This window comes from Nocardiopsis sp. iso_237 (assembly GCF_056173345.1).
This window is the reverse complement of sequence record NZ_CM149669.1, coordinates 3042748-3063800: the sequence shown is the minus strand read 5'-3', so window position 1 is coordinate 3063800 and position 21053 is coordinate 3042748. Positions and strand designations below refer to the sequence as shown.

Here is a 21053-nt window from a genome sequence, read left to right as displayed (position 1 = left end):
TACGTGGTGCTGATCCTGGGTGCCAGTGGCGGACTCCTGTGGGCCCCCACTGAAGTCGGGGCGGCTGTTCTGCCTGCGGACCTGCCTGGGGACTCAACTGAGTCCACCCCCACCGACCCCGAGGAATGCGGGCCAGTCGACTTCGGGTGCCGGGTCACCGTGGGGTTCTACCTCTGGGTGGTCGGGCTCATCGCGGACGCGATCGAGTTCACGGTGACGCTGGCGGCCCTACCCGCGCTGGCCACCCCGCCCCCCACCGAGGGCATCCGCACCATCTGGGGTGAACACCTCGCGGTTGCCAACAGCCTCTACGTGCTGCTGGTCGTCGCAGCGGGAATCCTGCTGATGAGCTACCAGACCGTGCAGACCTCGGTCGGGGTCAAGGAACTGTTCCCCCGAGTGGTGCTCGGGTTCATCGCCGCGAACTCCTCATTTCTGCTCACCGAGATGATGCGCGAGCTGGCCAACGGGATCGCGATCAATTTGCTCGACGGGGCGGCCACCGTCGAGAACGTCACCGAGACCCTCGTGCGCGTCTTCGACAACCCGCGCGGGGAAGCGCTGGTCCTGCTGCTGCTGATGCTGGTCGGCTCGCTGCTCAGTTTCTTCTTCATGCTGGCGGCGATCCTGCGCATCGTGCTGTGGATCCTGCTCACCGCTATCTCCCCCCTGGCTTTGGCCTGCCACGCCCTTCCCCAGACCGAACGACTCGCCCGTCTGTGGTGGCGGGCCATGGGCGCATTAATGATCATCCAGATCGGCCAGGCGATCGTGCTGCGGCTGATGCTCGTGCTGTTCCTCTCGCGCAACGCGGCCCCGACCTTCATCGAGGCCGCCGAGAACGTGATCGATGTCCTGTTGATCATCTGCTGCATGTACGTGCTGGTCAGGATCCCGTTCTGGGCGTTCCGGCAGGTGTTCAACTACCAGAATTCGCCCCTGGTCAAGGGGACCAAGTTGGTCGCCAGCCTGTTGATCTTCCGTGGTCTGGGCAAAGCCTTCGCGGCGAAGAAGGGAGCGTCCACCGCGTCGCATGCGGCAGCGTCGCGGCACACTCCAACCCGTTCCTCGCCCCAGGCTGCGGCGTCCTCCGGATCTTCCACGGGTCCACCACGTCGGTGGCATCAGCCCGAACTACCCAATTTCAGCGCCCGGTTGCCGTACCGGCAGGACGCGCTGCCCGGCATCGACCGGCAGATCGACCGTCGTGCGCAGGCACGTCTGCGCGAGCGCCGCCGCTACTACCAACCCGAGCTGACCCGGCCCTCACCGCCACGCCAGGACCCGCTGCCGGGCTGGCGCGATCCCGAGCCCCGACAGGATCCGCTACCAGGCGCCCGCAACGTCCCTCCCCGGATCCCGCTGCCACGCCAGGATCCACTATTCGATCCACCCACCCCTCGTTCTCGTCCTCGAAGGAGGCGCTGAATGACGCGCGTACGCATGCCCGCCGATGTGGAGCGCGAGGACAAGATCCTCGCCGGTCTCACCGCCCGCCAGCTCGCGATCATCGGGGTGCCCGGGGTAGGTCTCTGGGCCGCCTACAGCAGCCTCGACCACCTGGTGCCGCCGATCGTGTTCGTGGTCGCCGCGGTACCGGTGATGGGGGCGGCAGTGGCCGCCGCGCTGGTCAGGCGCGATGGGCTCAGCCTGGACCGCCTTCTTGTGGCAGCACTGAGATTCCTGCGCTCCCCCAAACCGCGCGCCACCGGAGCACCCACCGCCAACCCGCTTCCCTCGTGGGTGAATGCCACCACTCCACCGCTGCCCAGCCCGCTGGATCTGCCGGTGACGTCGATTTCCGATGAGGGGGTGGTGGACCTGGCCGAACACGGCTGCGCCGTACTGGTGTCGTGCTCCACTGTCTCGTTCGCGCTGCGCACCTCCGCTGAGCAGGCGGGGTTGGTGAACGGGTTCGCCTCCTACCTAAACTCGCTCAACAGCCCTGTGCAGCTGTTGGTGCGGGCCGAGTCCATCAAGTTGGACCCCTTGGTGGACGCCCTGGACCGAGGGGCACCAACGATGCCGCACCCGGCCCTGGAGCGCGCCGCCCGTGGCCATGCCGACTTCCTCTCCGATCTGGCCCAGTCCCGGGACCTGTTGCGGCGCCAGATCGTTCTGGTGCTGCGCGAGAGAGGCGGCGATGCCGCCCATGCCGCGAGCACAGTACGGCGCCGGGCCGAGGACGCCGTGCGCGGACTGTCCGCCGCCGGGTCCCGGGCGCATGTACTCAGCGGCGGGCAGGTCGCCGCAATCCTCGCCTCCGCAGCCGATCCCTCCAGTCGCCATGTGCCTCCCGAAGGGCTCTCCAGCCCCACTTCGGTCATCACCGGCCCCACCGCAACCGAGGAGGTCTGAGGTGCTCACCCGCAAGAAGAACCGTGCCAGGACAGCTGACGGTGAGGGGCCGGTGGCCGCTGAGGTAGAGATCGCGCCCCGGCACCTGCGCGTAGGGGGCGGAGTGAGCGCTTCCTGGGCGGTGACCGGCTACCCCGCCGAGGTGGGTCACGGCTGGGCCGAACCCCTACTCACCTACCCCGGTCGCCTGGACGTGTCTCTGCACATCGACCCGATCCCGCCCCAGACCGCAGCCGACCGGCTCCGGCGGCAGATGTCCAAGCTCGAAGCATCCAGCCGCACCACGGCCGAAAAAGGAAAGCTCGAAGACTTCGAGGCCGAGGTCGCCGCCGAAGACGCACGGGAGATGGCGGCCAGCTTGGCCCGGGGCGAAGGCAAACTCTTCAGAGTCGGTCTGTACCTCACCGTGCACGCGCCCTCACAGGAGGCACTGACCGAAGAGGTCGACCACGTCCGCTCCCTGTGCTCTTCCATGCTTTTGGACGTGCGGCCCGCTTCCTACCGCCAGCTCCAAGGGTGGATCGCCGGCCTGCCCGTGGGCGTGGATCCGCTCGACCAGAAGCGCAGCATGGACACCGCCGCGCTCTCCGCGAGCTTTCCCTTCGCCTCCCCCGACCTGGCCGTGCAAACCACTAACAGAGCCGTGCTGTACGGACTCAACGCCAGCAGCTCCGGGGTGGTGGTGTGGGACCGCTGGTCCGGCGACAACTACAACTCCGTGACGCTGGCCCGCAGCGGCGCCGGAAAGTCGTACCACTGCAAGCTCGACCTGCTCCGAAACCTGTACGCGGGCGTGACCGCTGCCGTTATCGACCCCGAAGACGAATACACCCGCCTCGCCCAGGCCGTGGGCGGCACCGTCCTTCGGCTCGGGGAACCCGGGGTCCACGTGAACCCCCTGGATCTGGCGGCGGACTCCAGATCCCGGCGCGACGCCGTCAGTCGGCGTGCGCTGTTCCTGCACACCCTGATGGCGGTGATGCTGGGCGGTGCCTTGTCCGCCCGTCAGCGCGCCGCGCTCGATCGGGCTCTGGTGTCCACCTACCGGGAGGCCGGGATCACCGGTGAGGCCTCGACCTGGTCCAGGCAGGCCCCGCTCCTGGTGGACCTGGCGGCGACCCTGGCGGCCGACGCCGACGAGCACGCCCAAGATCTGGCCGTCCAGCTCCAGCCGTACGTGTCCGGTTCCTACAACGAACTGTTCCGCGCACCCACCACCCATCGGCCCACTGGGCACCTGGTGTCCTGGTCGCTGCGCCAGCTGCCCGACGAGCTCAAAGCCGTCGGCACCTTGCTGGCGCTGGATTCGATCTGGCGCACCGTCGCCGACGCCACCCCCGACCACCCCCGCATGGTGCTGGTGGACGAGGGCTGGATCCTCATGCAGGAGCCCGAAGGCGCGAAGTTCCTGTTCCGACTGGCCAAGGCGGCGCGTAAGCGGTGGACGGCGTTCGGTCTGGCCACGCAGGACGCCGCGGACGTGCTCGGCTCCGACCTGGGCAAAGCCATTGTGGCCAACGCGAGCACGCAGATCCTCATGCGCCAAGCCCCGCAGGCCATCGACGAGGTCGCATCAGCCTTCAACCTCTCCGAGGGAGAGCAGCAGTACCTGCTCACCGCCGCACCGGGTGATGCCCTGCTGTGCAGCGGCGCGGACCTACGGGTGGCCTACCGGGTGGTGGCCAGCGACGCCGAACATGCCCTGGTCACCACCAACCCCGAAGAGCTCGCTGCCGAGGGGTCCACCGGCCTCTCCCCCGAGTTCGAGGACCTGGACGAAGACGGGGAGGACCTGCTGTGAGCAGCTGGATCGTTGACCTGGGTGCACTGCCTTCCGCGGTCGGAACCTTTGTCGTTGCCCTGGTGGCTTCCCACGGCCTCGTGCTCGCCGTCGCCGCCCCGATCACCGTGCTCGGCCAGATCCTGGTCCGCCATGGTCTGAGCTGGGTACGCCAGCGCAGGTGGCGGCGCGAGGCCCGCCTCGTGGAGATCCTGCCCCCGCCCAAAAGTGACCTGGCCGGGGCCGAGGATCTGTGGCGGCAGATGCTGGGCACCCTGCGCCCCTGGTGGAAACGGATGGTGTTCGGTCAACCGCACCTGGTGTGGGAGTACGCGATGAGCGTGCACGGCCTGCGGATCCGTATGTGGGTGCCCGGGCCCCTGCCCCCCGGCATGGTGGAACGGGCCATCAGCTCAGCCTGGCCGGGCGCATCCGCCACCACCCGCACCGTCTCCCCCGCACACGGAAAGCTCTTCGTACACGGGGGCCGGGTGCGCCTGGCCCGCCCGGACCACTACCCGATCCAGCACCAGTTCGAGGAAGACCCGCTGCGGGCGCTGATCGGCGCCGCTGGCGACCTGACCGGGGACGACCAGGTTTTGGTCCAGGTAGGCGTGCGCCCGGTCACCGGCCGCAGGCTACGTCGTGCCAACAAGGCCGCGTCCTCGTTGCGCTATGACTACTCCCCCAATGGTGGGGTGTTCGACGCTCTCACCCCGGGCGGGCACCGGTCAACGAACCTGTTGGCGTTGCGCCCGGAGGTGGGGCGGGAGATCCAGGCGATCCTGAACAAGTCCACCCAACCCCGCTTGGAGACCCAGGTCCGGTACCTGGTGTTCTCTCCCGGCCGTGACGGTGATGCTCGTCAGCGCCGACGGGGTCGTGCGCACGCGGTGGCAGCCGCGTGGGCGGTGTTCAGCGGCCACAACTACTACCAGCGGCATCGGTTCTGGGTGCGGGCGTGGGCTCGATCCCAACACCGCACCATGGGCTCGGGGGATCTGCTCACCGCCCGCGAGCTGGCGGCCATCGCGCATCTGCCGCTGGATGAGACCGTCCCTGGTCTTCAGCGTGCTCCGGCCCGCCCGGTGCCTCCCCCGCCGCAAGTGGTAGTCGACCTGCCCGAGGCCCGGGTGTTGGGTACGGCCGAGCACAGCGAACGTCGCACCATCGCCCAGCGCACCGCGGACGCGCGCCAGCACACCCACATCATCGGCGGCACCGGCGTCGGCAAAACCACCCTGCTCATGGGCATGGCCCTGGACGACATCGCCAAAGGCCGCGGTTGCGTGATCATCGAACCCAAAGGCGAGTCCGACCTTCTGCTGTCCCGCATGCCCGAATCAGCGTTGGACCGCGTCATCCTCATCGACCCCGACGATGACGCCCCGCCCCCGAGCCTGAACGTGCTGGGCGGCACCGATCCGGTGCGGACGGCCGACATGGTCACCGGGGTGTTCTCGCGCATCTACCGCGACAACTGGGGGCCGCGCACCGACGACATCCTCCGCTCCTGTTGCTTGACGCTGGCGGCCTCCCCACAGGCGTCCCTGTCCAACATCCCCAAGCTGTTGGAAAGCTCCAGCTTCCGCGCACGCACCATCGCCCACCTGGAAGAGGAATCGGTACTGGCCGGATTCTGGCGCTGGTACGACAACCTCTCCGACCAGGCCCGCAGCCACGCCACCGCACCCCTGCTCAACAAGCTCAGGGCCGTCCTGCTGCGCGACTTCGCCCGGGATCTGCTGGCTGCCCGCCCCCGCGAGTCCCTGGACATGTCCGCGCTGCTCGATGACCGAGCGGTGATCATCGCCCGCCTACCCAAAGGCGTGGTCGGAGAAGACACTTCCTCCCTGCTCGGATCGCTGGTGCTGGCCCAGACCTGGAACGGGATCCTGGCCCGCGCCCGCCAGCGCGAAGCCGACCGGGCGGACATCAGCATCTATCTGGACGAGGCACAGAACTTCCTCACGCTCCCCTTCGGGCTGGGCGACATGCTCGCCGAAGCAAGGGCCTACCGGGCGGGATTAACCATCGCCCATCAGGATCTGGCCCAACTCCCTCGGGATCTGCGCGAGGCCACCAGCGCCAACGCCCGCTCGAAGGTGTTCTTCGATCTGAGCCCGGAGGACGCCCACCACCTGGGCCGGCACGTCCACCCCGAGATCACCGAACACGACCTGTCCCACCTGGCCCGGTACCAGGCCGCCGCCCGCCTGGTCACCAACGGCGCCCTCTCCCCCGCTTTCACCCTGCGCACCCGACCCCTGCCCCCACCCATCCCTGACCGGGCCACCGCCGTGCGCAAAGCCGCGCGCGCCAACCGCACCCGCTAACCACCCCTTCTCTGGAGGTTTTCGTGTCCGTGGAGTTTCGTCCCGACCACCGCGCACCCATCCGCCCCCACAGCTCCCCCGAGACCATCAAAACCCTGGCCCGACGCCTGACCGACCGCGACCGCCGCCTCATGCGGCTCATCTGGCGGCACCGGATGTTCACCACCGACCAGCTCGCTGCCCTGGGTTGGAACTCCTACAACACCGCCAAACAGCGCCTTGCGCTGCTGCACCAGCTCCGTGCCCTGGACCGGCTGCGGCCCTGGCAGCCACGCGGGGGATCGCCCTGGCACTACGTCCTGGACCAGCCCGGCGCCGAGATCCTGGCCGCCGAACAAGGACAGACCCTGCGCGAGTTCGGGTACCGGCGCGACCGTGCGCTGGCCAACGTCACCAGCACCCGGCTCGAACACACCATCGGCATCAACCAGGTCTTCACCGACCTGTACGCCCACGCCCGCGACGAAGCCCAGGACGCGCATCTGCGGTGGTGGACCGAGGAGGAGTGCGCTGACCTGTGGGGCGACATCGTGCGCCCCGACGGCGCGGGCACCTGGACCGTGGGCGATGTGTCGGTGTCCTTCTTCTTGGAGTACGACAACGGCACCGAACGCCTGCGCCGTCTGGCCGCCAAGCTCGACGCCTATCACGAGCTGGCCGCCAGCGCCGACACGCGCGGCGTTGTGCTGTTCGTGCTGCCCACCCGGCGGCGTGAGGCCCACGTGCGCCGGGCTCTGGGCGCCAACACCCCGGTGCCAGTGGCCACCGCGCTGCGCGGCGAGCACCCGGCCGGGCGGGTGTGGACGCGTCTGGACGATCCCCATCTGCGTCCCTGGAAGCTGACCGGGCTGGTTGAGGAGGGAGCGCACCAGCCGCCCCTATTCGACTGGAGGGGGAGCGGTGGCTAGCTTCGGCTGTGGAATCGTCCTCGGGGTCGGGGTTCTTCTGGCTTCGGGCCTGGTCATCTCGCTCGCGGGCGCCACGATGAACACCCCCGGTGCCGGGGCACCGGACGAGGTGGAGGGAATCGATCCGACCTTGTTGCAGGCCTACATACAAGGCCCCCAGACCCTGGAGGCCCCCGAGTTCGAGCAGTGCACGGGGCTGCGCTGGCAGGTCCTGGCCGGAATCGGATCCGTGGAGTCCGACCACGGCGCCACCTCCACCATCCATCCCGATGGCACCACCGACCCGCCGTTCATCGGCCCCCGCCTGGACGGCTCCGGCGTCGGCGGTAACCTCACCCCCCACTACGACACCGACGGGGGACGGTGGGACGGCGACAGCGAGTACGACCGTGCGGTGGGGGTGACCCAGCACCTGTCGGCGAACTGGGACCGGTACGGGGTCAACGCGCGAGGGGGATCCGAAGCCGACCCACACAACGTGTTCGACTCGGTGGCCTCGACCGCGGTCGAGCTGTGTCAGAGCGCGCAAGGCGAACCGGTCGATTTCAACGATCGTCAGGACCTTGAGAACGCTCTGTACCGCTACAACCCGGCCTGGTGGTACGTCGAAGAGGTACTAGCCGAAGTCGATCGCTACGACGCTCTGCACCCTGGAACCGGCGGCAGCGTGGCAGGGCCGGGCAGCCCGGAAGGGATCGCCGCCGCGGAATGGGCACTCACCCAGGTAGGAAAGCCCTACGTGTGGGGAGGGACCGGCCCGGACGGGTTCGACTGCTCCGGGCTCACCCAGCAGGCCTGGGCCGCAGCCGGGGTCACTATGCCTCGTGTGACCACCGACCAGTTCAACCACGGCACCCGCGTCGTTTGGGAGGAACTGGCGCCCGGGGATCTGATGTTTTTCAACCGCGGACCCGACCCGCAGCCCGGGCACGTCACCATGTACATCGGTGGAGGTGAGATGGTCAACGCGCCTTCCACCGGGAAGGACGTGAGGATCGACCCGATCGACATGCCCTACTACGCTGAAGCCTTCGCCGGAGCCGTACGTCCCGCCCCCTGACTGTAGGTTCTCATTAGATCTGTCCGATTCTCATCGTTGTGCCATCGACTTGTCCTGGGCGGCGCAACGAGGAGAATTGGAAAGGTCCTTTGCGAACCTGCCGTCTTGCGGTGAGCGGGGCGATTTCCATCCCACCCGCCACTACGGCCGCGTGTGATACAGCGAAGCCTCATCCCTGTCCTCGTTTTTCGGGTTTTCGCCCAGAGCCTGCTCTTCGTGCACTGGTCCGTGGCGGTGGACACCGCCGCCAAGCCCGGAGCCGTCTGCGTGTGGTGGCACAGGCTGGCACAGGAAGCAGTGCCACCAGCACCAGCAGTGACACCACGAAGGTGCGCTGGTGCTGCGGACGGGTGTTCCTGGACATGAGGGGAACTCTAGCGCGCTCGTCGGTGAGGCGTTCCCGGATCACCGAAGGCAGGTCTTCTCACGTTCCGGGGCCCTGCTCCAAGGGCGGGTCACAGAAGGAGGTACGCCACACCGCCGAGCATGATCACGCTGAGAGTGACGATGATGGCCAGCGCGATGCGTGCGGTGCGATCGTCTTCGGGGGTGGGGCTGTGGTCGGACGGGGTACAGCAGTTGCCGCTCACGGGTCTCCTCTCCTGGACGCGGTGGGCTGTATACGGCCCATGCCGGGGACGAACCGACTCGTGCGCGCCGCGTAGTCCGCGTAGGCCGCGTGGTGGGCATCCAGCAGGTAGGGCTCCTCGACCTTACGGACCTGGATCTGGATCGCCGCGACGAACACCGCGAAGGCGAGCAGCGAGAACGTGGTCAGCACGGCGGCCACCATCCCGGCCAGGAGTACGCCCATGCCGGTGAAGACGGGGTTGCGTACCAGGGCGAACACGCCGTCGGTGACCAGGGCGGTGCGCTCGTGGCCGTCGACCCCGATCCGCCAGGAGGGCCCCATCGCCCGCTGGGAGACGAGCACCAGCACCAGCCCGGCGGTCATCGCCGCCACCCCGGCCCAGCCCACGGGAGCGGGGAGTGCCAGGGGAGAGGGCGGCAGGTCGAGCAGGTCTAAGGACGGTGCGGCGATGCCGAGCAGCAGGGCGGCCGTGAACAGGACCGTGCCCCACCAGGGCGCGGTGAACGCGGTCGTGTCGGGTCGGCGGAAGCCGGTGTCGCCCGTGGTCCACCACGCGAGGAGCGTGCGCAGGCCGAAGGCCAGGACCAGGCCGACCAGGTACAGGACCAGCGCCGCCGCTGTCACCGGGCCACCGCCTGGGGTTCGCGGGTCGGGAGTGATCCGGTGGGCCCTGCGGATCTGGCCCGCCGTCCGGCGCGGACGCCGTTGGCGATGACCAGGACCTCAGCCGCCTCGTGGATGAGGATGACCGCCGCGAGCCCCAGGACGCCCACGGCGGCGAGCGGGACCAGCACGAGGAGGATGCCTGCCGACAGCACCAGGCTCTGGAGCATGATGTGGCGGGCGCGGCGGGCGTGGGCCAGCGCGCGCGGAAGGGCGCGCAGGTCCTCGCCCATGAGGGCGACGTCGGCCGTCTCCATGGCCACGTCGGTGCCCATCGCGCCCATGGCCACGCCGGTGTCGGCAGTAGCCAGCGCGGGGGCGTCGTTGACGCCGTCGCCGACCATGGCCACTGGTCCGTGTCGGCGCAGGTCCGTGACCATCTGCGCCTTGTTCTCGGGGCGTAGGTCGGCGTGGACCTCCTCGATGCCCGCCTGTGCGGCCAGGGCTCGGGCGGTGCGGACATTGTCGCCGGTGAGCATCACCGTGCGCATGCCCATGCGGTGGAGTCCGGCGACCGCCTCGGCGGCCTCGGGGCGCAGTTCGTCGCGGATGGCGACCGCGCCGACCACCACCCCGTCCGCCTCGACGAGCACGGTGGTCGCTCCCGCGTCCTGCCAGCGGACGACGGCCGCAGCGAGTGGGCCAGCCTCAACGTAGCCGGGGCGGCCCAGCCTGAGCCGGACGCCGTCCAGGACGCCGGTCAGGCCACTGCCGGGGACCGCCTCGACGTCGCGAGCCGGGACGGGGTCGGGGTGGGCGGCCAGGATCGCGGCGGCCAGGGGGTGCTCGCTGCGGGCTTCCAGCGCGGCCGCCAGGGCGAGCACCTCCTCGCGGGCGCGGCCGGAGACGGGTTCGACTCCGACCACGGTGGGCGCGTTGCGGGTCAGGGTGCCCGTCTTGTCCAGAGCGACCACCCTGACGGTGCCGAAGGCCTCCAGAGCCGCGCCGCCCTTGACCAGGACGCCGGTACGTCCGGCGCCGCCGATGGCGGCGACCACGGTGACGGGGACGGAAATGGCGAACGCACACGGCGAGGCGGCTACCAGCACCACCAGGGCCCGTTCGATCCAGATCGCGGGGTCGCCGAACAGGGCGCCGCCGACGGCGATCACCGCCGCCACGAGTAGGACGCCGGGGACCAGGGGGCGCGCGATGCGGGCGGCCAAGCGCTGGGCGGCGCCCTTGCGTGCCTGTTCGCGTTCGACGATGTGCACGACTCTGGCCAGCGAGTTGTCCGCCACGCGGGCGGTGGCCTCGATCTCCAGCGCCCCGCCGCCGTTGACCGTCCCGGCGAAGACCCCGGTTCCCTCGCAGGCCTCCACGGGGACCGACTCCCCGGTGACGGTGGAGGTGTCCAGGGTGGAGCGGCCGGAACGGACGACGCCGTCGGTGGCGATGCGCTCGCCGGGTCGTACGAGCAGGAGGTCGCCGGGCACCAGGGTGTCCGGAGCGACGGTCTCCTCGCGGCCACCACGCAGTACCGTGGCCCGGGAGGGCACCAGGTCGAGCAGAGCGCGTAGGCCGTGTCGAGTGCGGGCGACGGCGTGGTCCTCCAGGGCCTCGGCCAGCGAGAACAGGAAGGCGAGCATCGCTGCCTCGCCGACCTCGCCCAACAGGACCGCGCCCACCATGGCCACGCTCATCAGCGTGCCCACGCCCAGGCGCCCCCGGGCCAGCGCGCGCAGGGTGCCGGGCACGAACGTCCAACCGCCCGCGCCGATGGCGCCCGCGAAGAGCGCGGTGGCGGCCACGGGCGGGGCCCCGAGCCATCCCGTGACCAGGCCGCCCAGCCACAGGGCTCCGGCCAGAGCCGCCCAGCGCAGAGCGGCCGACCGCCAGAAGGGTGCGGGCCCGACCTCGTGGTCGGCGGCCGGAGAGGAGCAGGTGGGGTCACCGCACCCGTCGCCCTCGGCGTCGGAGGCCGCTTGGGCTCCCGTGCCGCAGCAGTCGTCCGCGGGCTCGGCGTCCGGGGCGGGGGGCGTGGTGATGCGTAGGGGCGTGGTGGCCGTCGGGGCGCAGCACTCGCAGCTGGGCGTGTTGGGCGTGCGCCCTGGCGAGGGCACCGGGGCCGTAGCACTCGGACCGCTTTCCTGGTCGTCTCCGCAGCACAAGTCAGACACGGCTCAGCCCTCCACAGCGGTCGGCTCGGAAACGGGGAGCAGTGCCGACAGCAGGGCGTACCCGGTCTGGGTGAGGCGGTACATCACGAGCTTGCCGTCACGACGGGAGGTGGCCAGCCCAGCAGCGCGCAGCTGCCGGACGTGGTGGGAGACGAGATTCTGAGACGCGGAGCAGACCCAGGCCAGGTCGCACACGCACAGCTCGTCGCCGATCCGCAGGGCGCTGGCGATCCGCAGCCGGGTGGGGTCGGCCAGGGCCCGTGCGCGCTCAGCAGCCTGCCGCGCCGGGTCGTCGCCGGGCACGCGGGCGCGGACCGTCTCGGCTTGGGGCAGGTCGAGGCAGAGGAGTTCACAGGAGTCCGTTGACATACAAACAAACTAACGTTCGTTGATTCGTTGCGTCAACAGGTGATCGGGTGCTGGCGTCACTCATGGACTCAGTCCAGTGGGTCGGGCCGCTCCAGTTGCTACAACGAAACGACGAGCGTTAGTTTGTTGGCCCGATCTGGGATGAATGTCAATCCTTCGCAGAACGTGCTCTCCCACCCTGCGCGCTTGTCGCGGGGCGAGAGGTCAGAAACCACACCACGACAACGGAGAACCAGCGTGCCCGAAAAGCTGTCGGGATCCCCCCATCACGCACGCCCCTCCTTGGGTGCCTCTCTGGTTCAGGGGTGGGATGACCAGGACGACGTTCCACCACCCGGTTGGGGACGGCCGCGCGGCCCACGCCGGATCGCGACGCTGTGGCTGTTCGGACTCTTCCTGACAGGGCTCGCCCTCGCTCACTCCTGGCTGTCCGGCACCTTCACCAACGAGGCACTCCTGGCCTGGGCCACCGTCTTCACCGCGATCAGCCTGCAAGCGGTGCCCTTCCTCGTGATCGGCGTCGCGCTGTCGGCGGCGCTCACCACCTTCGTCCCGACATCGTTCTACCGCAAGCTCTTCCCCGCCAACAGCGCCGCCGCCGTACCGGTCGCGGGCCTGGCCGGGGTCGTACTGCCCGGCTGTGAATGCGCGTCGGTACCGGTCGCCGGAGGACTGATCAAGCGCGGTGTCGCACCCGCCGCCGCGTTGACCTTCCTACTGGCCGCGCCAGCGATCAATCCGGTGGTCATGGTGGCCACCGCCATCGCTTTCGCCGGGCAGCCCGAGATGGTCGCCGCACGATTCGTCGCCTCGCTCGGTGCCTCCGTGGTCGTCGGATGGTGCTGGGCCCGGTTCGGTCGAACCGACTGGATCCGGCCGCTCAGATTCCACCACGCCGCCTCGAACACCAAAGGGCAGGTGTTCAGGGAGTCCATGGTGCACGATCTCATGCAGGCGGGAGGCTTCCTGGTGGTGGGCGCGCTCGCCGCCGCCACACTGAACGTGATCGTGCCGCGCGAGTGGATATCGGCAGTGGCCGACCGGCCGATCGTGTCCGTACTGGTTCTGACGCTCCTGGCGATCCTGCTGTCGATCTGTTCCGAGGCGGACGCGTTCGTCGCCATCAGCCTCACCGAGTTCTCCCCGACCGCGAAACTCGCCTTCCTCGTCGTCGGGCCCATGGTCGACCTCAAACTCATCGCGCTCCAGGGAGGCACCTTCGGCTGGGCTTTCGTCCGCCGCTTCGTCCCGCTCACCCTTGGCGTGGCCCTCCTCTTCGTCTTCCTGATCGGAGGAGTGCTCCTGTGAACCGCATCGCACAGGGGCTGGTGCTTGTCCTGCTCGGCGCCACACTCGTCAGCACTGTGCTGACCGACCTGTATCTCAACTACGTACAAGGCTGGTTCCTACCGTTCCTGATAGTGACCGCAGTGGTGCTGGTGGCTTTGGGACTCACGCTCACTCTCTCGGAGCTACGCGTCGTCGTCCGCGGGGAGCCGGAACCCCCAGAGCGGCATGACGACGACGGGGGCGGTGAAGATGACGACCGGCACGGTCACGCGCGCGCACCCCGCGTGGCGTGGCTGCTTCTGGCTCCCGTGATGTCGGTGTTCGTCATCGCCCCGCCGGCCCTTGGTGCCTACACAGCGCAGAACGCCGCTTCGGACGCCCCGCCCCGTGACTCCGGCGCGAGGGAGTCGTTCAACGAGTTGGGGGATCCCAACTCTGATGCGCCAGTCGAACTGGAGTTGCAGGAGTTCGTCGCCCGCGCCTGGACTGACGAGGAACGGTCGATGGCCGACCTCACCATCGAACTCACCGGCTTCGCCGTACCCGACCCCGAAGGCGAAGGCTGGTACCTCGCGCGGCTGCAGATGACATGCTGCGCCGCCGACACAGTCGTCAACCGCGTGCTGATCACCGAGCACCCGGGTAGCCAGCCAGAACCCGAGAGGGACAGTTGGTGGACCGTGCGCGGAACCTGGGTCGAACCCGAGGGAGACCTACTGGACGTACGCGATCACCGCTTCCGCGTCGAAGAGATGACAGCCGTGGACAACCCGCCCGAACCCTACGAGACAAGGGCGCGCGTCCAGTCGGGTACTTAGTGCCCACGGGTGAGCCGACCGCCGCACGGATTCAGTTCACCGGGGCCAAGAAACCTGACAACGACGCCGCGGTGAGCGGGTTCAACTCCCGTGCTCAGTCGGCTGCCGATCGCCACAGGGTTGAGCGGGAGAGCGATCAGGACCAAGGCAATCACGCGGTACGACGGATGTGAATGGGCTCAGACCGGCACCGGAGCGCGACAACGAGATACCGGTGAAGGCATACCGCTCTCATTGGCGACGATGGGCGTGAACAGGCGCCGAAGAACCGGACAAGACGATGAGACAGATCGATGGACGTCTCGTTGAGACGCGGCGCATCATCCCAGGTGGCGATATCTCTCAGGCGCAAACTCGCTGAGAACCTACACTGACACGGAGGCACGATGCCGCCCTCCCAGAAACGGCCTCTCATACCGCCCAACCCCCTGGTCGACGGCCATGACCTGCTCGGGATTCCCTTCATCTACGTGGGAATGTTGGCCAGCCTGTGGCTGCTGACGGACACTCCCATCACGGTGCTCTCGGCACTGTGGTTGGCCGGACTGGTCGTGTGCGGGTGCGTCATGCTCTTGGGAGTACGCGGCCTGTACAGGATGACTCGACTGATTGCGTCGATCAGCAACAGGAACGCTTGTTCACGGGTTCGAGCAACACCGCCGCCCCTCTCGCCCCCGAAATGTCGATGAGATTTAGCAACAGTTGTTGACGAGCACGGGGATGCCAGTGGAACGAGCGCCAACTGTGAGCAAGAACCAAGGGCCGCGTCGTACTTGACCTTCGAGTCGACTCAAAGGTCTACCGTAGGCACATGGTGTTGATGCGGGTCTCTGAACTGGCCGAACGCTCCGGCGTGGCCGCCACCACCCTGCGCTACTACGAGGAGCGCGGGCTGCTCCCGGCCGAGCGTTCCCCGGCCGGGTACCGCCTCTACGACCAGAGCGCCCTGGACCGGCTAGCGTTCATCACCACCGCCAAACACCTGGGCTTGGACCTGGCCGAGATCGGGGAGCTGACCGCCCTGTGGTCGGCCCACCCCTGCTCGCGCGTCAAGGAAGCCCTAACCCCGCGCCTGGAACAGCGCCTGGAACTGGCCCGCGCCCGAGCCGCCGAACTGGCGGACTTCCAAGCTCTGCTGCGCACCGCCCACACCCGTCTGCGTCAGCTCCCCGACCGTGACGCGCCCTGCGATCCGGGGTGCGCGTTCCTGGCCGACCTGGCACCGCCCGCCCGTGCGGGGCACCCTCGTGCCCTGCCCATGGTCGTCGGCGGCGGCGCCACCTGCCTGCTGGAGCCGGGCGAGCACGAACACCGTATGGACGCCTGGCGCGAACTACTGACCCAGGCCGCCTCGACCCCGCGCGCCCACGGCAGCTCCTGGAGTCTGCCCCTGGAACGGGCGGGGCGGGTCGCCGAACTGGCCGCGGCCGAACAGCAGTGCTGCGCGTTCTTGGACCTGCGCATCGACTTCACCCCCCAACGCGTGCACCTGCACGTGGGCCTCCACCCTGACCACCGCCCCGATCCCAGCTCCCCGGCCGGGCAGGCCGCCCGCCTGCTCGGCGCCCTAGGCGCCGACCCCGTCAAGGAGAACTGACCCGATGTCATTGGCCGAACGCCTCCAGAGCTTGTTCGTGGCCCTGGCCGCCCTGGCAGGTCTGGCTGCGGGCCTGCTGCTGCCCATCGGTCCGGCAGCTGAGCACGTGGTGCTGCCCGCCCTGCTGGTGATGCTCACCGCCGTGTTCGTGCAGATGGACGCCGCCCACGTGGGCGAAGTACGCCGCGCCAAGACCCTGGTCACCGTCAGCCTGGTACTGAACTTCGTGTTCACCCCGGCCCTGGCCTGGGCGCTGGGTGCCGGTCTGCTGGGTGGCGAGCCGGATTTGCGCATCGGTCTGCTGCTGCTCCTGATCACTCCGTGCACGGACTGGTACCTGGTCTTCACCGCCATGGCGCGCGGGCACACCGGCATCGCCGCCGCCCTGCTGCCGGTCAACCTGATCCTCCAGTTGGTGCTGTTGCCGGTGTACGTGCTGCTCCTGGGCGGCCAGGCCGCCATGGTCGATGCAGGCACCCTGGCCGAGTCGGTCCTGCTCGTCCTCGTCGTCCCGCTGGCGCTGGCCCTGCTGGTGCGGTGGGCCTCGACCCGGTTCAAGGGCTCCGATTGGCGCGAGCGCTACGTCACCGCTCCCGCGGGACGCCTGGTGCTGCCGCTGCTGTACGTGGCGGTGCTGGCGATGTTCGCCTGGCAGGCCCGCACCGTCCTGGCCCACGCCGGCGACCTGCTCGCGCTGCTGCTCCCGTTGGCGGTCTTCTTCGTGGTACTGCCCGTGGTCTCGGTCGGCCTGGCCCGCCTGCTGCGACTGCCCTCGGACCAGAGGGTGACCCTGACGATGGTGGCCACGGCCCGCAACTCGCCCATCGCTTTGGCGATCGCGGTCGCGGCCTTCCCTGACCGGCCCCTGATCGCGGTCGCCCTGGTGGTCGGCCCGCTCCTGGAATTGCCGGTGCTGGCCCTGCTTGCCCAGCTGGTGCGTGCTCGGCGACCCGCTCCGGTCTGAGGGCGTTGGGACAGCGAAGTCGAGTGCGAACGTCTTCACGTTCGCACTCGCTGTCATGTTCGTGCTCGTCAACAACCGTCCCACCGGGTGAGAAGCATGATGGAGGGCGGGGTCGTGGCCCCGCCCTCCATCACATCGGTGGTCAGCTTGCCGTGGCCTGCTCGTTCCTGGCCCGGGTCTGCGCCAGACGGTAGGAGTCGGTACCGGTCTCGATGATGGTCCCGCCGAAGGTGAGCCGGTCCACGATCGCCGCGCAGAGCCGGGGGTCGGTGAAGGTCTTGGTCCATCCGCCGAAGGACTCGTTGGAGGCGATGGCCAGGCTGTTCTTCTCCTCGCGTTCGGTCAGGACCTAGAACAGCAGCTCGGCCCCGCGCCGGTCCAGCTCCATGTACCCGAGTTCGTCGATGCAGAGCAGGTCCACCCGCCCGTAGCGGGCGATCGTCTTGGAGAGCTGCTTGTCGTCGGAAGCCTCGATCAACTCGTTGACCAGCTTGGTCGCCAGGGTGTACTTCACCCGGTACCCCGCCATCGCGGCCTCGGTGCCCAACGCGATGAGCAGGTGGGACTTGCCGGTTCCCGAGTCACCGATCAGGCAGAGCGGCTGGCCCTTCTTCACCCATTCGCAGGCCGCCAGGGTGTGGACGGTCGCGGGGTCGATGTTGGGGTTGGCGTCGAAGTCGAACTCGCGCAGCGACTTGTCCCGGGGAAAGGACGCCGCCTTGATCCTGCGCTCGGAGCGCCGCCGGTTGCGCTCGTCGCACTCGGCCATCAACAGCTCGGCGAGGAATCCCCGGTAGGACATCTGGTCGCGGGCGGCGCTCTCCGCGAGTTCACCGAGCTTGGTCCGGATGGTCGGCAGCCGCAGCATCCGGCAGGCCGTGTCCACGGCCGTGTCGGCGGCCTGCTCGGTCAGCCCACGGTTGCGGTGGATCGTCATCGCATCTCTTCCTTGCTGGAGGGGGACTGCCCACCGGAGCGGCGGCGCAGGAGCTGGTCGTAGGGGGCCACCGAGGGCAGGGGCCGCTGGTCCGGGGGAAGCTGGGCCAGACGCCGCTCGGTCAGCGAGGTCACCGTCGCCTGCGCGGGCTCACGCGAGGGCGGGGGCGGCTCCTGCGCGTTTGCGGGCGCTTCGGCTTCGGCCGCTTTGCGAGCTTCGAGCGCCACCGCGTCCGAGGTCAGGGCACCGGCCCGTAACGCGGTGGCGATACCCGCGACGATGTGGTCCTGGGCCATGTGGCGGCTCAGCAACAGCACCTCGACCAGCGCCCTGGTGCCCGCCGAGTCGCCGTGAGCCTTACAGGCCGCGGCCCACCACGCGTCATGAACGGGCGTGAACCGCCCCGCCGCGCGGGCCTGGTCCAACGCCGTCGCCCCGGGCAGCGCCCCGGGCTTGCGCAGGAGCACCTCCAGGTAGTGGTCCAGCTCCAGGCGGACCTGGCCCTTGGCCTTCAACCGCTCATGTCGGGCGACCTCCACTCGCCCGTCGTAGACGACCAGTTCCGAGGCGTGCAGCATCACCCGCACGGTGCGGCCGATCAGGCGCACCGGCACCGAGTAGCGGTTGGTGCGCACGCTGATCTGGCTGTGCCGGTCCACTCGCAGCGAGAAAGGCCGTCCTGTCTCGAAGAGTTCCTCCGGTAGCGGGCCGAGCAGCTCGCGCTCGATGGCGAAGTGCTCGCCGATGGTGCGGGTGCGCGAGCGGATCCGGCGGGACTCGTCCTCTTCGTCCCAGCGCTCCACCATCTGGTTCAACTCGGCCAGGGAGGCGACCTCGGGCACCGGGACGAAGTGGTTGCGGCGAAACCACCCGATCTGGCCCTCCACCCCGCCCTTCTCGTGGGCGCCCTCGATCCCCGGGCGGCAGTAGAAGCTCTCGATGCCGTAGTGGGAGCGAAACGCCGTCCACCTCGCGGTCTCCACTCGCTGGCGGGCGAACCCCAGGATCTGAGCGACCGCGGCCTTGAGGTTGTCGTAGCGGATCTTGCCGAAGGGCACCCCGCCCAACACGGAGAACGCGTGGGCGTGGCCCTCGAAGAACGCCTCCTGACCGCAGGAGAGGAAGACGCGGTGCACCGCCTTGCCGGAGTAGGACAGGCGCAGGCTGAACAGGTAGCAGATGACCTGTTCGCCGTTCAGGCGCACGGTGACGTCACCGAAGTCGACCTCGGCCTCGGCACCGGGCTGATGGGACTGGGTGATGAACGCTTCCACCGGCCCGCGGCCGGCCTCGATGCGGATCTGCGGGCGCCGTTCGGACACGTAGCGGCGCACGATCCCGTAGGACAGGTCGCTGGCCTGGTGTTCGTCCAGGAGGCGGTCGAAGACCCTTTGGGAGGTGTGGCGCTGTTTGCGGGGGGCGTCCAGGTCAGCGCGCAGCATCGCGTCGATCAGCGGTTTGTAGGCGTCGAGCCGGGTCGGGCGCGGAGGCAGCTTCTTGCGTGGCTCGGGCCAGGCCGAGGCGAGCGCCTTGGTGACGGTGGGGTGGGAGACGCCGTGCTTGCGCATCACGCCCCGGATGGTCATGCCCGTTCGCACGTCGCGTCGGATGGCTGCGTACAGCTCGGTCTTGGACTGCGACGGCATGGGGTCCCCTTCACGGCGGGCAGCACATTGATGCTCCCACCGCAAGGGCCCCGGTGTTGCTGAAACTCATCGACACGTTAAGGCGATGAGCAGGGGTGTTGACCAAACTCATCGACAAACGTTGCCGCTAGACACGAACAGAACCACTCGACACAGGCGAGGACTCTAAGCCACGAGCCACCTGACTGTTTGAAGACCGCACCAGCCTCGACCGAGCGTCTCCCCCAGGAAGCCGTAAGTGCCCTGAACGTGTGTTTGGCCCGTCTGCGTACAGACGGGCCAAACACACGTTCAGGGGTTCGCGGCGGTCCTTCCCGCCTGACCGCCGCAGCGCAGCGGTCAAGACGCATCATGCGCGGCGAGCCGATCAGGGGCCCAGTTCTGGGTGAATCTGGGTCCATTGGTCGTCGATCCAGGCCTCCACGCGCTCTACGTTGGGCCCGTAGTCCACATCCAGGCAGGCCAAGCGTTCCCAGCCAGGCAGCACAGGACCGTAGGCTCCGATGCTGTGCAGGGTGACGGCCTCACCGTGGCAGAAGACCCGCGCAAGCACCCGTTGCTCCCGCTGAGCGTCGTCGATGGCCTGTTGGTAGCGGCGTTCGGCCACCAGCAGGTCCCAGACCTCAGCGGCGGGCAGGGGGTGGCCCTCACAGTCTCGGCACCGTTCGGCGAACCGCTCTAACATGCGTTGGTCCTTGCGGGTGACTTCCAGCTGTACACGCGTGAAGCCGCCGAAAATGGTGATCACGCCCAGCGTCCGTGAGCCACAGCGGATCACGGCCGAAAGCCCGTCACCGTTCGGCAGTTCGGTGGTAGAGGTGACGGCGATGTCGGCGTGGGTGGTGGGCACGCGCAGCCCGGTGTGGGGCATCTGGTTGTACTCCATGGTTCTGCTCCTATTCAGGGGGTCTGCTCGGGTTCGGGGAAGATCTGGATCCACCGCTCCCCCGCCCAGAGTTCAGCTCGGGCCGTCTTCGGCGGGAACGGGCGCTGGGCCAGCAGCCGTCGGGCGGCCTCGTAGTCGGGGTAGGGCACGGTGAGCTCCACCGCCCCCGCGCTCAGGGGCAGCCTGTGGGCGTCGATCATCCGGAACAGGTAGCGCTGGGCGGCGTGGGCAGCGCGCACCGTGCCACCCCACTCGTGCTCTCCCACGAGGTGATCGAGGACGCGGGCAGGAGGGGTGTCCCCCAGCTCGGAAACCTCGGCACGGTTGAGGAAGTCCTCCATCACCAACGCCGCGCGGGGCCCGGTGGGGACGAAGGCGGTGGGGTGCGTGTAGGCAGTGACGGCGTAGCCAAGCAGCGTGTGGTCGTAGTGCACACTCGCCACGCGCACAGCGTTGGCGTGCTCGTCGCCGCTCTCGTGCACTGCGGTGACGGCGATAGTGGGTGTGGGCACCCACAGGCCGGTGTGGGGAAGCTGAATCATGACGGTTTCCTTTCTCGGTGAGATCGAGAGTGTTCGGGGTCGTCAGCATGCGGCGGCCGGTCCGCACCTGGTGAGCAGTGCCCGCCAGGTGCGGAGTCGCGACGCGTGGTGCGTACGCGGTGCGCACGGCAGGGGCCCGTCAGGGAAGCTGTCGGCAACCACCCCCGGGCACCACCCGGTTTGGGGG

Annotated in this window: 17 protein-coding genes and 1 pseudogene; 10 read left to right on the top strand and 8 right to left on the bottom strand. The window is 68.9% G+C overall.

Annotated features, from left to right (window positions below; translation table 11 throughout):
• The first annotated feature begins 3 nt into the window (after positions 1 to 3).
• The 6 genes from AC0VYM_RS14025 (at position 4) to AC0VYM_RS14000 (ending at position 8442) form a co-directional block, all read left to right on the top strand.
• Positions 4 to 1428 (top strand): TrbL/VirB6 family protein, encoded by a 1425-nt coding sequence (locus AC0VYM_RS14025; protein ID WP_475462713.1) that lies wholly within the window; start codon positions 4 to 6, stop codon positions 1426 to 1428.
• Positions 1429 to 2358, top strand: coding sequence for a PrgI family protein (locus tag AC0VYM_RS14020; RefSeq protein WP_475462712.1), 930 nt, complete (start codon positions 1429 to 1431; stop codon positions 2356 to 2358).
• A gap of 1 nt (position 2359) precedes the next feature.
• On the top strand, positions 2360 to 4159 hold the full coding sequence (locus AC0VYM_RS14015) for a VirB4 family type IV secretion system protein (RefSeq protein WP_475462711.1): 1800 nt from the start codon (positions 2360 to 2362) through the stop codon (positions 4157 to 4159).
• Positions 4160 to 4221: 62 nt separating this feature from the next.
• Positions 4222 to 6474 carry a type IV secretory system conjugative DNA transfer family protein gene (locus AC0VYM_RS14010; protein ID WP_475462710.1) on the top strand — a complete coding sequence of 751 codons (2253 nt, stop codon included), beginning with the start codon at positions 4222 to 4224 and terminating at the stop codon, positions 6472 to 6474.
• Positions 6475 to 6497: 23 nt separating this feature from the next.
• Positions 6498 to 7382, top strand: coding sequence for a replication-relaxation family protein (locus AC0VYM_RS14005; protein ID WP_475462709.1), 885 nt, complete (start codon positions 6498 to 6500; stop codon positions 7380 to 7382).
• Positions 7375 to 8442: a C40 family peptidase gene (locus tag AC0VYM_RS14000; RefSeq protein WP_475462708.1), complete on the top strand. Its 1068-nt coding sequence runs from the start codon at positions 7375 to 7377 to the stop codon at positions 8440 to 8442. Before AC0VYM_RS14005 ends, AC0VYM_RS14000 begins: the two co-directional genes overlap by 8 nt.
• 455 nt (positions 8443 to 8897) lie before the next feature.
• Here the strand turns inward: AC0VYM_RS14000 and AC0VYM_RS13995 are convergent, their stop codons facing one another.
• From AC0VYM_RS13995 to AC0VYM_RS13980, 4 genes are read right to left on the bottom strand one after another with little or no spacing between them, the layout of a single operon-like run.
• Positions 8898 to 9032, bottom strand: coding sequence for a hypothetical protein (locus AC0VYM_RS13995; protein WP_475462707.1), 135 nt, complete (start codon positions 9030 to 9032; stop codon positions 8898 to 8900).
• The gene (locus AC0VYM_RS13990; RefSeq protein WP_475462706.1) at positions 9029 to 9658 is read right to left on the bottom strand and encodes a methyltransferase family protein; all 630 of its coding nucleotides are present in this window, start codon (positions 9656 to 9658) and stop codon (positions 9029 to 9031) included. Before AC0VYM_RS13990 ends, AC0VYM_RS13995 begins: the two co-directional genes overlap by 4 nt.
• The gene (locus AC0VYM_RS13985; protein WP_475462705.1) at positions 9655 to 11817 is read right to left on the bottom strand and encodes a heavy metal translocating P-type ATPase; all 2163 of its coding nucleotides are present in this window, start codon (positions 11815 to 11817) and stop codon (positions 9655 to 9657) included. The genes AC0VYM_RS13990 and AC0VYM_RS13985 overlap by 4 nt, the downstream gene beginning before the upstream one ends.
• Before the next feature lie 3 nt (positions 11818 to 11820).
• The gene (locus AC0VYM_RS13980) at positions 11821 to 12186 is read right to left on the bottom strand and encodes an ArsR/SmtB family transcription factor (RefSeq protein WP_475462704.1); all 366 of its coding nucleotides are present in this window, start codon (positions 12184 to 12186) and stop codon (positions 11821 to 11823) included.
• A gap of 282 nt (positions 12187 to 12468) precedes the next feature.
• On the opposite strand from AC0VYM_RS13980, the gene AC0VYM_RS13975 reads away from it, so the two are divergent.
• From AC0VYM_RS13975 to AC0VYM_RS13960, 4 genes are all read left to right on the top strand, one after another.
• On the top strand, positions 12469 to 13494 hold the full coding sequence (locus AC0VYM_RS13975; RefSeq protein ID WP_475462703.1) for a permease: 1026 nt from the start codon (positions 12469 to 12471) through the stop codon (positions 13492 to 13494).
• A complete protein-coding gene (locus AC0VYM_RS13970) occupies positions 13491 to 14294 on the top strand; it encodes a TIGR03943 family putative permease subunit (RefSeq protein WP_475462702.1) in 804 nt (267 codons plus the stop codon). Before AC0VYM_RS13975 ends, AC0VYM_RS13970 begins: the two co-directional genes overlap by 4 nt.
• A gap of 811 nt (positions 14295 to 15105) precedes the next feature.
• On the top strand, positions 15106 to 15891 hold the full coding sequence (locus AC0VYM_RS13965) for a MerR family transcriptional regulator (protein WP_475462701.1): 786 nt from the start codon (positions 15106 to 15108) through the stop codon (positions 15889 to 15891).
• A 4-nt stretch (positions 15892 to 15895) separates the two neighbouring features.
• Entirely contained in the window at positions 15896 to 16855 is a 960-nt protein-coding gene (locus AC0VYM_RS13960) for an arsenic resistance protein (protein WP_475462700.1), read from the top strand.
• Between the two features lie 142 nt (positions 16856 to 16997).
• On the opposite strand, the pseudogene istB reads toward AC0VYM_RS13960, so the two are convergent.
• From istB to AC0VYM_RS13940, 4 genes and pseudogenes are all read right to left on the bottom strand, one after another.
• A pseudogene (istB, locus tag AC0VYM_RS13955) lies at positions 16998 to 17723 on the bottom strand (IS21-like element helper ATPase IstB).
• Positions 17724 to 17788: 65 nt separating this feature from the next.
• Positions 17789 to 19438 (bottom strand): IS21 family transposase, encoded by a 1650-nt coding sequence (gene istA, locus AC0VYM_RS13950; protein ID WP_475462699.1) that lies wholly within the window; start codon positions 19436 to 19438, stop codon positions 17789 to 17791.
• A gap of 367 nt (positions 19439 to 19805) precedes the next feature.
• Complete coding sequence (locus AC0VYM_RS13945) at positions 19806 to 20324, bottom strand: hypothetical protein (protein ID WP_475462698.1); 519 nt, start codon at positions 20322 to 20324, stop codon at positions 19806 to 19808.
• Between the two features lie 14 nt (positions 20325 to 20338).
• Complete coding sequence (locus AC0VYM_RS13940; RefSeq protein ID WP_475462697.1) at positions 20339 to 20866, bottom strand: hypothetical protein; 528 nt, start codon at positions 20864 to 20866, stop codon at positions 20339 to 20341.
• Between the last annotated feature and the right edge of the window lie 187 nt (positions 20867 to 21053).